Here is a 12,060-nt window from a genome sequence, read left to right as displayed (position 1 = left end):
AGTCACCTCTGGTTGAGAGTTTACTCACTTAATCGCGTGTCCACTATTCGCGGGTAGGATCAGGATACCGTTATCGGAAGGTGCAGTTCGCCCTTCTCAGGGTAAAACGCTGGCTGTCATGCAGGTATGCGGAGGCTCCCAGTCATTCAATGCGGTAAACCAGATGCGTATTCTTGGCCGCTGGATGAGAATGATCACTATTCCGAACCAATCCTCGGTGGCAAAAGCCTGGCAGGAATTTGATGAAGATGGACGAATGAAACCATCATCATATTACGACCGCATCGTGGATGTGATGGAAGAGCTGATGAAGTTTACATTGCTGACCCGGGGAAATGCTGCTTATCTTGTTGATCGTTATAGTGAACGAAAAGAGTCAGCAGAAGCGCTTTCTAAGCGAGTGAATCAGAGCAAGATCTGACGCCAGGGATGGTGAACAATGACAATATTAGGGTTCAGCTCCCGAAACGGAGAAAATCGTACGCTAAGCCGTTTTTCAGCCCCGTGATGCAAACAGCCTGGTTTCGTGGATGATGCTGCTGAAACCTTTAGCACTACCCGCGATCCCTCTCTGCGCCTGGATCGGCGGGCATTTCACTGTGCTGAAGGAGCAGAAAACATAGCCGTCGCCGACGTTGGGCGTAGCAGCATCTTGCAGTTGCGGAATTCGTAGAAAAACGGTCAGGCATCGGTCTGCATGGTTTCCTGCTGGGCGAATTCACTGTGCTGGTTTCCCATCAGTCCCATCATCATTGGCTGGAGCTGATGAAAATAGCCCCATAGTGGTAGGGAGGTAGTTCGACCAGCGTTTCGAGCGTGAAGCCTGCCGGTTCGACCACCGTGCGGGTTTGTTCCGGCGACATGCGCATCTCGGTCTTGGGGCCACGCGCCTGGCCGAGAACGGTTGTTTCTTCCCTCGGCAGCGGATACCAATTGACGATGGCGAAGCGGCCACCAGGCTTCAAGCTCGCAGCGACCTCCGAAGCCAGTGCTGTCTTGTCCGGAGCGCCGTGAAAAGTGTTGGCGATCAGCACATAATCCGCCGACGCACCCAGCAGATGGCTTAGCTCCATCGCATCTCCAGGTAGCCAGTCACAATTATCCATCCCCTCGCACGCCACCTGCGCCAGCTCCAGCATCACCGGATCGAGGTCGAGTCCGATGACGCGGCCCGAACCCACCCGCCGGGCGATAGCCGAGGTGAAATAACCATTGCCGCAGCCGAGATCGACGACCAGCATCCCTTGTGAAATACCCAAGGTTTTGACGAAACAATCAGGATCTGGCCATAGGGCATGCCACCAGTCCTGATCAGGCATCATCGTTGCGGGAAATAGTCGGTCCTGAATCATAATGTGAGCTCCTTCTTCATTCGCAGATAGTCCTCCTGGCCGAGCTCGCGGTGGGCGTATCGTCGGTCAAGAATTTCTTTGGTACTTTCCTCTCAGAGGCGCGTTCCCAACCCGTGCCAGCCGCACACCGCTGCAGAACAGGAAAAATTAGCCTCTGCTAATGTCATTTTCATCGCCCCCGAAGGCCGCTTTTAGAAATAATGGCAAAGTAATGACTAAGGGGGCAAATGCCCCCTTAATCTTTATTTCAGTCGTTTACCTGATTCATCAACGACTTTTTCACCATCTTCCTTAGCGAATGCCCCTTTTTGCGCATCCGTCAGGATATCCAGCACCACTTCAGACGGGCGGCACAGGCGGGTACCCAGCGGCGTCACCACAATCGGGCGGTTAATCAGAATGGGATGTTGCAGCATAAAGTCGATTAACTGATCGTCAGTAAATTTATCTTCCGTGAGCCCCAGTTCCTCATAAGGTTCAACGTTTTTGCGCAGCAATGATCGTACTGTGATCCCCATATCCGCGATGAGTTTGACCAGTTCATCGCGTGAAGGTGGGGTCTCAAGGTAGAGAATCACGGTCGGTTCAGTACCGCTGTTTCGGATCATCTCCAGCGTATTGCGCGAGGTGCCGCAGGCCGGGTTGTGATAAATGGTGATGTTGCTCATATCAGTTTCTCATTACAAAGTGACAGAGAGACGTAGCGCCAGCGCAGCCAGCGTTACAAACAGCACAGGCAGGGTCATGATAATCCCGGTGCGGAAGTAATATCCCCACGTGATTGTCATATTCTTCTGTGAAAGTACGTGCAGCCAGAGCAGTGTCGCAAGGCTACCAATAGGGGTGATTTTCGGTCCCAGATCGCAGCCAATGACGTTGGCATAAATCATCGCCTCTTTGATAACACCGGTCGCGGTGCTGCCATCAATCGACAATGCCCCTACTAATACGGTAGGCATATTGTTCATGATAGAAGAGAGGAATGCGGTCAGGAATCCGGTGCCAAATGTCGCAGCCCATAGTCCTTTATCCGCCAGTACGTTGAGCACGTCGGAGAGATAATCCGTCAGACCGGCGTTGCGCAGCCCATAGACCACCAGATACATCCCCAGCGAGAAGATCACAATCTGCCAGGGCGCGCCGTGCAGCACTTTACCGGTATTAATCGCATGACCTTTTTTAGCCACCGCAAACAAAATGACTGCACCCACTGCTGCAATCGCGCTCACAGGAATACCGAGTGGCTCGAGGACAAAAAAACCGACTAACAGAAGGATTAAGACTATCCAGCCGGTTCTGAACGTTGCCGGATCTTTGATGGCTTTTACGGGTTCTTTCAGTCGCGCCAGATCATATGTGGGCGGGATATCCTTGCGGAAAAACAGATGCAGCATTACCAGCGTGGCAACAATGGCGGCGATATCTACCGGTACCATCACCGAGGCATATTCCGTGAATCCGAGGCGGAAGAAATCAGCCGAGACGATGTTGACCAGGTTCGAGACGATAAGCGGCAGACTGGCGGTATCAGCAATAAAGCCTGCCGCCATCACGAATGCCAGCGTGGTGCTTTTACTGAAACCCAGCGCCAGCAGCATGGCGATAACGATCGGCGTCAGAATCAACGCCGCGCCGTCATTGGCGAACAGTGCCGCCACCGCTGCACCGAGCAGAACGATATACGTAAACAGCAGGCGGCCACGACCATTCCCCCAGCGGGATACGTGCAGCGCTGCCCATTCGAAAAAGCCGGACTCATCCAGCAAAAGACTGATGATAATGACGGCAATAAACGTTGCCGTCGCGTTCCAGACGATATTCCATACCACCGGAATATCAGCGATATGTATCACACCCGATGCCAGAGCCAGTACGGCACCCAGTGTGGCGCTCCAGCCAATACCTAATCCCTTTGGCTGCCAGATAACCAACACGATGGTCAGGATAAAAATGGCTCCTGCCAGTAACATAAAACCTCCTGACAGGGCAGCGTTGCTGCCCTGCGTGATGACAAAAAATTAACCAGCGAGTTGTTTGAGTTTGTCGATGCCGGTCGGTTCTGACGCCAGTACGGGAACAAGAGCGACACGGCTGGCGTGCTGGCGTTTAACGTTCTCTATCTGTGGACGTTCCTGCTGTGCTCGCAGGCGAAGCAGCGGCGAACGGGTATCTGCAATGGAAAGGCTGTTATTGATAATCCAGCCCCAGGGGTGAATGCCTGCACGCTCAAGGTCGGCCTGTAAATTTGCCGCCTCAAGCACGGGCGTGGTTTCCGGCAGTGTGACAAGCAACACTTTGGTGCGTTCCGGATCCTGAAGCTGCATCATCGGCGTGGTGAAATGGCCTTTTTCTCCCATTTTCTTCGCAATCTCGCGGTGGTACGCGCCTGTAGCATCCAGCAGCAACAGCGTGTGTCCGGTCGGTGCCGTATCCATCACCACGAAGCGCTTACCCGCTTCACGAATCACCCGTGAAAAGGCCTGGAAAACGGCAATTTCCTCGGTGCAGGGTGAGCGTAAGTCCTCTTCCAGCAGGCGTTTCCCCGCGTCGTCCAGTTCTTTTCCCTTCGTTTCAAGAACATGCTGACGATAGCGTTCCGTTTCTTCGTGAGGATCGATCCTGCTGACCTGCAGGTTGTTAAGGCTGCCGTTCAGGGTTGTGCTGAGATGCGCCGCAGGATCAGATGTTGTCAGATGGACATCAAATCCCATGTCGGCCAGCCTGACGGCAATGGCAGCCGCCATCGTGGTTTTCCCCACGCCACCTTTACCCATCAGCATGATCAAGCCATGTTCATTACGGGCAATATCATCGACCAACGCAGAAAGTGACGGAATGTCAGGGCGCTGTTGCAGGTATTCATCCGAGGATGACGCCGCTACAGGCTGAGTGGAGAGAAGCCCGCTGAGTGCAGACACACCGACCATATTGAGCGGTTGGAGGAATAACGTGTCAGTTGGCAGACCGGAAAGATCAGTGGGAAGATTGGCCAGCGCCTCCTGTTCACGGTCCCATATTGCCGCAGCCAGTATGTCGTTTGCCGTTTCAGTTTTGGGCAGAACGCCATTAATGACCAGGTACTGATTTTTAAGGCCAATGGCGGCAAGTTCCAGATGAGTCCGGGCGACTTCCTGCAACGTGGATTTTTGCAGACGAGCAACTAATACCAGTCGGGTACGCGCTGGATCAGATAACGCCTCAACGGCATGGGCATACTGTTCACGCTGTTTTTCCAGCCCCGCCATCGGGCCGAGGCAGGATGCGCCTTCGGGATTGCTGTCAATAAAGTTGCTCCAGGCACCAGGAAGCTGGAGAAGGCGAATAGTATGGCCGGTAGGTGCGGTATCAAAAATGATATGGTCAAACCGGGTCAGCAGAGAGGCGTCTGTCAGTAATCCGGTAAACTCATCAAAAGCCGCAATCTCTGTTGTACAGGCTCCCGACAGCTGTTCGTTGATGCTGCTAACGACGTCATCAGGCAGTACACCTTTAATAGGATCAACAATTCTGGCCCGGTACTGTTGTGCAGCGGCCTGAGGATCAATCTCAAGTGCCGACAATCCAGGCACGGTGGCGATTGGCTGAATAGTATTGCCAATAACCTGGCCAAAGACCTGGCCTACGTTTGAGGCCGGGTCGGTACTGACCAGCAGCACCCGTTTCCCTTGTTCTGCCAGACGGATCGCCGTGGCGCAGGAAATAGAGGTTTTACCAACGCCTCCTTTACCCGTAAAAAACAGATAAGGGGGGATATTCTGTAAGAATTGCATATGTCCTCCTGACATACTTAACAACAAGAAGTATTACCACCACAGCAACCTGAAGGCGCTAATCCCACTTTCTCCAGTGGAATGCCAAACCAGCGAGCCAGCTCAGCGCGTTTCGGGTAACGCCCGGCCATCACCGTTTCGCCATCCAGTAACAGCAATGGCAAACCTTCTGCCCCGGAAGCCTCAATAAACGCTTTGACCTTCTCGTTCTGTACAAAGCTCATCGGCTGTTGTGCGAGATTGAAACGCTCAATTTGTACACCACGTTGTTTGAGCCATTGCACATCCGCAGAAAAATCGACCAGAGCCTGATCAACCTCTGTACCGCAGACGCCAGTGCTGCAACACATCGCGGGGTCAAATACCGTTAACGTTTTCATCTTAAACACCTCGCATTTGATAAAACATATATGTTCAGGCAAATTTTTTAGATGCAGACAGCCTTACTGCTACCGGAGCAGTTAACTGAAGCCAGCTTGCGGGCGATGGCCTGAACGTCGTCCTGTTGGCTTAACCAGGCCTGCTCAATAATCTGAGCAGCCCATGAAGGAATATGCGGTGATAAGCGGTAGTGAACCCATTTTCCCTGTTTACGATCCAGAAGGATTCCACTTTCCCGTAGCATCGCCAGATGACGGGATATTTTGGGCTGCGATTGCTCCAGTGCCATGCAAAGGTCACACACGCACAACTCCCCCATCTCCCTGAGCAAGAGAACGATACCCAGACGGGTTTCATCGGACAGATTTTTGAAAAGGTGTATGGATGAAAATTGAGACATAAGTCCTCCTGCTGTTATGAAGTAGTCTCCTCCCACTGCTTCATGATGTCAATATTATATTTGGATTGCCGTATATGTTGTCAGTGACATCAATCACGCAAGAAAAATCATTAACGCCTGGCGGCGGGACAATAACGAATGCAGGCCTCATTCAGCGCTGCACTATCAGACGCCATCCGAGTTTGCGGCAGGGTGGTGAAACGGTGAATTTGGAAGTGAACAAACCGGCATTACTCACTGACGGTTGTATCTAATACCGGGTGCAGGTCAGTATCCTTCGCTGTCTCAGTTTCGCTATTGCGCTAAAAAACTTACTCTCACAAAACTTTTCTCTGGAATTCTGGATAACCTCTAAACGCAAAGCTTGCTGAGGTGATCGTCTGTTTTCCAGAGTAGGGGATTTTTGTTATGAGCGGTTGTTTTGATCTGGCTTCTTTGTGTGATTATTCCCAATGAGAATGCGTATAGGTGCTTTGGGTGAGCATATTTTTGTAGCCCCCAGCATAATCGTGCTGTTCTTTTTTAGATATCTTCCGGCATGCCGTTTACCACGGGAATATTAACGGCGTCAGTTCAGTAATACGTTAAATGATAAAAAGTGTATGGAGGCATAGGGGCTTACTCACATGCTCCGATGGTGTAATGCTTCTCTGCCACTGGTGTGTGCTTGAGGCTTAATGTGTTGATAAATAAGTATATTCACAATGATGTCTGTCATTTTATATTCTGTATGACCGTTCAGGAGCCCGTCAGGCGCAACCCAGCATCACAAAAATATAAATCAGAATAATATATCGCAGAGATATCACGCAGTAGATTCATTGTCTATAAAGAGTCTTTTTTGCCGCTCATGGTGCGTTTGCTAAGTGTGGAAGATTGTTTACAGTGGCTGTATTGCTTTAATCAGTGAGGCTGCAGTGCCTGATATATCTGTTTTTTTACAAATGAAAGGCAACGGCAGGGGATTTCGTATTTATTTCAAATCGCCTTTTCTGGCTTCCTCTAATGTTGTCTTTTTATTTTAATAGCCTGGTTATAGTTAGTAAGCTATTTTTATGACGCCTTCTTTGTTAATTTTATGTAAATATCGATATGCATGCTCACTGCCTGTGGTGTCTGGCTTTTTCTCCCTTTGCTCATTTTTTTGTAAAAAATTTGTTGCTAATGAAGAGCGTCGTGCGGATATTAAATTCGGGGAATACTTTTATTTTTTTAAATTATTATTATCGGGTGGGGTGATTTACCTGACAGAGGAGAGTGCTGTTGCGTTTGGTTTACTGGGATGTGTTTCCGTGTGTTTCATTCGAATGTTGAACTGAAATTATGAATGAATATTATATCGCTGCAGTTGGCATGAACTCACACACTGCAGGAGTGGTTTTATTGTTTTTACTATTTTTCCCGAGCGTTGTGTTGTTTAGCCCCACATGTGGGGCTTTTTTTAGGTGAGAGTGTAATATTATAAACGATTTCTTTAATTCCTTATTTTTTTTCTGGCGATTTTGTAAGAGTCATTATGCCGAGTCTGCTGCTTATTTTTTACTGGTTTTCTGCTGGTCATCACTTCCGTTGAAACCAGCATGCAGGTTTATCCGGTGAATACAGTGATAGGTGCAAAAAATGCATCTGTCTGGTTATTCTTATTCCGGTGCAACACTGTCTGGCGGGATAAGACTCAGGAGGTATGGGATACCCGAAGGGAAAGGTATTCAGTGATTTTGTTTATGGCAGGTGAATCATGTGTTCATCATTGGAATAATAAAATGTTTAACTTTTTGTTTGTTGTTTTTCATTTTGCTTGCTGGCCTTGTTTGTGTTCATTCGCAGGTTATCTGCGTTTAATTCAGTGTAATGAACCGGAGGCTATGTGTATTCAGAATTTAATTTACGAAAGGCGATAAGGGACAGAGAGTTTATCCCTTATTACCAGCCGATAATCAGTAGTTGCAGTGGCGACATCATCGGGTGTGAAGTGCTGTCGCGCTGGGCACATCCTGCCCATGGCGTGGTTGAGGCCTGGTGTTTTATCCGGGAGATCGAGCGGTATGACCTGGCAGGGTTACTGACGCAGATTATTATGGAAGACGTGCTGGCAGATGTAGTGATGCTGAACAATAACCGGTTTCATGATTTCATGGTAACCATGAATGTCACACTCAGTCTGATATTCGATCCGGTGTTCAGGCAGTATATGGTGGAGCTTAATGGCCGACTTACCCGCGCCGGTGTGATGCCTGTATTTGAAATTACGGAGCGGGAAGATATTCATCTTTTCCCTGATGCAGCACAGATATTTCTGCAGCTTTCCTGCGAGGGGATACAGTTCGCGGTGGATGATTTTGGGCGGGGTTACGCTGGTGAGTCGTTGCTTTTCGTTTCAATGGCATCTTTCATCAAAATTGACCGGCAGTATATCGCAAACCCGTTTTGTCCGGTTGCGTCTGCATTTATTGACAATGCCATTCATCTGGCGCGGGTGACAGGTACCCGGGTGGTTGCGGAGGGAGTGGAAACACAGCAACAGGCTGAAAACCTGAGAGCGCGTGGTGTGGAGTATCTCCAGGGGTATTATTATGGTGCTCCTTCACCTTTCGGCCTCTTTAATTATCAACTGAAAGGTAAACCGGCTGCGGTACTGAATTAATCAGTGTGTTTTCAGGAGGCTCTTTAAATACCTGTTACACAGGATGCTTGCTATTTATTCATGGGTGTGCCTGACACAGTCACGATAATAATGTCTGGATTTAAACAGGTGCGGGCGCGGTCTTTATTCGATATTCAGTTAAGAACTGTACACATGAACACCGGAAGGTGATGTGTCCGGTAAACCACATTATGTTGCGGCAAATATTACGGATGTCGTTTGATATTTTTTAGGTGTTGGTCAGCAGGAAAAATGAAAACAAGAATATACAGATATGCGGAAGGGGCATTTTTATCCTGTTCGCTCATGGGGGCTCTTGGTATTGCTTTATTGAGTCTTATTTCTACGGCCATCGCGAGTGGAGGCCTCGTCATAAAAACACAAGAGGCATCGTTACAGACGCAAATATATATACTGTCTGTGGGAGAGACTGTCGATTCAGTGGCAAAAAAATATAACACCACAACTGAAGCGCTGCGTCAGCTTAATCAGTTTCGTACTTTTGCTCACGGATTTGAATATCTACAGCCTGGTGATGAGCTGGAGGTGCCGCTTGTTTTACCGACGGATATAACGTCGGAGGAAAAAGAATATACGGCATCAGCAGAAAATGATCCGGCAAAGGGCATGGCGGAAATGGCGACTCAGGCGGGAAGTTTCCTGTCAGGGCAACCGAATACTGATGCTGCCACATCGATGGCAAAAGGGATGGTGGTGGGAAAGGCTAACCAGACGGTACAGGACTGGATGAATCAGTTTGGTACTGCACAGGTCAGTCTGACAGTGGATGACGATTTCTCACTAAAAGGCTCATCACTGAACATTCTGCATCCGTGGTATGACTCGCCGAAGAACATGGTATTCAGTCAGACGGGTATTCATCGTACTGATGACCGTACCCAGATGAATATCGGGATAGGCTGGCGTCACTTTCGCCCTGTAGACATGATGGGCGTGAATCTGTTTCTCGATTACGACCTGTCCCGCGATCATGCACGTGCTGGTGTGGGTGCTGAGTACTGGCGTGATTTTCTGAAACTTAGTGCCAACAGTTATCTCGGGTTAACCCGCTGGCGGGAATCGTCGGATGTGGAGGACTACGAAGAACGTCCTGCGAGTGGCTGGGACGTGCGGGCTGAGGCCTGGTTGCCTGCCTACCCGCAACTCGGGGCAAACGTGGTTATGGAACAGTATTACGGTGATGAGGTGGGATTGTTTGGTAAGGATGATCGCCAGAAAAATCCGCACGCACTGACCACGGGGATCAGTTACACCCCAGTCCCTATGCTGACGTTGAAAGCGGATCAGCGTATGGGGCAGGGGGGTAAACATGACACGGAAGTTAAAATGGAAGTGAATTATCACCCCGGAGAACCGCTGGCTAATCAACTGGATGCTGGTGCCGTGGCTGCATCGCGCAGCCTGGCTGGAACCCGGTATGACTTGATTGACCGTAACAACAATATTGTTCTGGAGTACCGCAAGCAGGAAGTGATCAAGCTGCACGCGCCAGAACGTATTACCGGAAAAGCGGGGCAGGTGATGCCGCTGGCGTTGACCGTGAAATCGAAACACGGTCTTAAGGTGATTCGGTGGGACGATGCTGCATTTATTGGCGCTGGCGGGAAACTGAACGGTGAGGGAACACAGTGGCAGCTAACACTTCCTCAGTGGACAGCAGGGGCTGTCAATGCCTGGAGTATTATCGGTGTTGCATATGATACGAAAGATAATGCGTCTAAACCGGCTGAAATTCAGGTTGTACTGACGGCGCCCGTCGTTTATGCAGACAACTCAACGTTGATTGCTCAGGATGTAGAAATTCCGGCGGACGGAAAATCACAGACGCACATCGTGATCACCCTGAAGGATGCTGTGGGTAATCCGGTGAGTGGAATAGCTGACCAAATTACACTGTCTGGCGCTATGACGCCTGACGAGAAGCTGATGCTTACTCATAATTCTTCTGAACCGGTTATCGGGGCGCTGAAGGAAACGGCTTTTGGCTCCGGTATTTATACAGCATCGCTGACATCAGGCATGCTACCAGGTGCTTATACGTTAACGGCGAAAGTACTGGATGTGACTCTGAAACCCGTCACAGTTCAGTTGGATGATACAACACCTGATTTTGCTCACAGCGAGTTGAATGCGGACAAAACAGTTCTCAAAGCTGATGGTATCGATACTGCAAAAATCACGTTGTCGCTGAAGCATAAAATGAGTGACGGGAGTGTTCAGCCGTATCCTGGGGAGATCTCTCATCTGCGCTTTTTTGTCGAAGGGAGCGCTGTGGATAGTTCAAAATTCACCTTCACAGAACCTGAAGAAACGGTTGAGGGACAATACACCGTTCGCTTTAGCGGCACGCAAAACACCACGACATTATCTGTCGGCGTCCGCTTTGACGATAAAGATACCGGGTTGCGTTATCACATCGACCTGACAACCGGAATGACCGTAGCCATTGCCGGCAATTCGGGAGTCAATGGAACGCTGTCGGCAATTGTATCCTGCGGAACCCCGTGTGGCGTTCTTGCATATCAGTGGCAACGGGAGACGTCTCCAGGCAGTGATAGCTGGTCAGATATTACGGATGCAACAACGGAAACCTATATTCCGCAAAAAGAAGACCAGAAAAAAAAGATCCGACTGTTGGTGACTGAATAAACGTTAATACCGCGATACATTGAGCCACAGCCATAAATACGGCCAAACGCATATTATTTTTTTAGGAATATCTGCTTTTTATAAAGGTAAATTATGAGACTTATTAACAAAACTTCCAGGAAAACCCCTTTGACCTGTCTGGTAGGCAGTGCATTACTGATGATGGCAACTGATGTACAGGCAATTACTGTCGCCTCTTCTCCTACGGCGACCGTCGTGGGTCATGCACCGACTTTGCAGGCGGGTCAGATTACCTTTGTCGATGAAAACAAAAATGGCGTACTGGATACTGGTGATGTCGTGAAAATTGATGACGCCCATCAATTCATTTTTTCTGATATAGACGGTGATACCCCCACAAATAACACTTACAGCTGGAAAGTAGACGGTAAAGAAGTCAGTACCGCCGGGACTTACACCATTAAAGACGAAGATTTAAATAAAAGCGTTGGGCTGGAAGTTACACCGCATACGGATGCCACCAGTACAGATCCTGCCATCGGTATTGCCACGCAGGCAACCGGGAACCTGCCGATTGTGGGAGGAGATACCGTGACGGCGGTTGCCATTACCGGTGGTTCTGGTACAGCAGGTGCACCCGTTGTTAAGGACACCCTGAAAGCAACACCGACTTGTTCGAAGACTTGCGGGACGTTGAACTACCAGTGGCGGGTAGAAACCGCAGTCGGAAGCGGTGAGTGGGAAGACATTACTGGTGCGACCAACGCAACATGGGTTGTTACCGGTGGTGTTCAGAAACGTAAGGTCCAAGTGAGGGTCAGCAACCCAGCGTCAAAAACCTCAGAAAAGTAGAAAAATCAACAACCTTAATTAACAGAACAA

The 12,060-nt window shown here is 49.5% G+C and carries 9 protein-coding genes and 2 pseudogenes; 5 read left to right on the top strand and 6 right to left on the bottom strand.

All coding sequences use genetic code 11. The features are described from left to right. Positions 1-64: 64 nt before the first annotated feature. Positions 65-421, top strand: a pseudogene (locus CJP72_RS09970) (NAD(P)H-dependent oxidoreductase); the annotation flags it as partial. A 328-nt stretch (positions 422-749) separates the two neighbouring features. On the opposite strand, the gene CJP72_RS09965 reads toward CJP72_RS09970, so the two are convergent. The 6 genes from CJP72_RS09965 to arsR all read right to left on the bottom strand — a co-directional run bounded on the left by CJP72_RS09965 (position 750) and on the right by arsR (position 5,903). Next, positions 750-1,352, bottom strand: coding sequence for a class I SAM-dependent methyltransferase (locus CJP72_RS09965; protein ID WP_202882571.1), 603 nt, complete (start codon positions 1,350-1,352; stop codon positions 750-752). 242 nt (positions 1,353-1,594) lie between these two features. Beyond that, a complete protein-coding gene (gene arsC / locus CJP72_RS09960; RefSeq protein ID WP_162380706.1) occupies positions 1,595-2,020 on the bottom strand; it encodes a glutaredoxin-dependent arsenate reductase in 426 nt (141 codons plus the stop codon). A 12-nt stretch (positions 2,021-2,032) separates the two neighbouring features. Further along, positions 2,033-3,322, bottom strand: coding sequence for an arsenite efflux transporter membrane subunit ArsB (gene arsB / locus CJP72_RS09955; RefSeq protein WP_162380705.1), 1,290 nt, complete (start codon positions 3,320-3,322; stop codon positions 2,033-2,035). A 48-nt stretch (positions 3,323-3,370) separates the two neighbouring features. Then, the gene (gene arsA, locus CJP72_RS09950) at positions 3,371-5,122 is read right to left on the bottom strand and encodes an arsenite efflux transporter ATPase subunit ArsA (RefSeq protein ID WP_162380704.1); all 1,752 of its coding nucleotides are present in this window, start codon (positions 5,120-5,122) and stop codon (positions 3,371-3,373) included. A 17-nt stretch (positions 5,123-5,139) separates the two neighbouring features. Further along, positions 5,140-5,502, bottom strand: coding sequence for an arsenite efflux transporter metallochaperone ArsD (arsD, locus tag CJP72_RS09945; RefSeq protein ID WP_162380703.1), 363 nt, complete (start codon positions 5,500-5,502; stop codon positions 5,140-5,142). 47 nt (positions 5,503-5,549) lie between these two features. Continuing rightward, a complete protein-coding gene (arsR, locus tag CJP72_RS09940) occupies positions 5,550-5,903 on the bottom strand; it encodes an As(III)-sensing metalloregulatory transcriptional repressor ArsR (RefSeq protein WP_162380702.1) in 354 nt (117 codons plus the stop codon). 82 nt (positions 5,904-5,985) lie between these two features. Between arsR and CJP72_RS09935 the strand changes: the two are divergent. From CJP72_RS09935 to CJP72_RS09920, 4 genes and pseudogenes are all read left to right on the top strand, one after another. Further along, positions 5,986-6,102 (top strand): annotated as a pseudogene (locus CJP72_RS09935) (integrase core domain-containing protein); the annotation flags it as partial. Between the two features lie 1,668 nt (positions 6,103-7,770). Then, positions 7,771-8,547: an EAL domain-containing protein gene (locus CJP72_RS09930; protein ID WP_162380701.1), complete on the top strand. Its 777-nt coding sequence runs from the start codon at positions 7,771-7,773 to the stop codon at positions 8,545-8,547. 441 nt (positions 8,548-8,988) lie between these two features. Further along, the gene (locus CJP72_RS09925) at positions 8,989-11,217 is read left to right on the top strand and encodes an inverse autotransporter beta domain-containing protein (RefSeq protein ID WP_162380700.1); all 2,229 of its coding nucleotides are present in this window, start codon (positions 8,989-8,991) and stop codon (positions 11,215-11,217) included. A gap of 129 nt (positions 11,218-11,346) precedes the next feature. Further along, on the top strand, positions 11,347-12,030 hold the full coding sequence (locus tag CJP72_RS09920; protein WP_162380699.1) for a ZirU family protein: 684 nt from the start codon (positions 11,347-11,349) through the stop codon (positions 12,028-12,030). The last annotated feature ends 30 nt before the right edge of the window (positions 12,031-12,060 follow it).

This window comes from Citrobacter sp. NCU1, assembly GCF_010231475.1.
Lineage (GTDB): Bacteria > Pseudomonadota > Gammaproteobacteria > Enterobacterales > Enterobacteriaceae > Citrobacter_D.
This window is presented reverse-complemented; position numbering and strand designations above follow the sequence as displayed.

Excerpts from the sequence above, each read along its gene's own strand:
- CJP72_RS09965 (WP_202882571.1), bottom strand. The coding sequence starts at position 1,352 with ATGATTCAGGACCGACTATTTCCCGCAACGATGATGCCTGATCAGGAC.
- arsC (WP_162380706.1), bottom strand. The coding sequence starts at position 2,020 with ATGAGCAACATCACCATTTATCACAACCCGGCCTGCGGCACCTCGCGC.
- arsB (WP_162380705.1), bottom strand. The coding sequence starts at position 3,322 with ATGTTACTGGCAGGAGCCATTTTTATCCTGACCATCGTGTTGGTTATC.
- arsA (WP_162380704.1), bottom strand. The coding sequence starts at position 5,122 with ATGCAATTCTTACAGAATATCCCCCCTTATCTGTTTTTTACGGGTAAA.
- arsD (WP_162380703.1), bottom strand. The coding sequence starts at position 5,502 with ATGAAAACGTTAACGGTATTTGACCCCGCGATGTGTTGCAGCACTGGC.
- arsR (WP_162380702.1), bottom strand. The coding sequence starts at position 5,903 with ATGTCTCAATTTTCATCCATACACCTTTTCAAAAATCTGTCCGATGAA.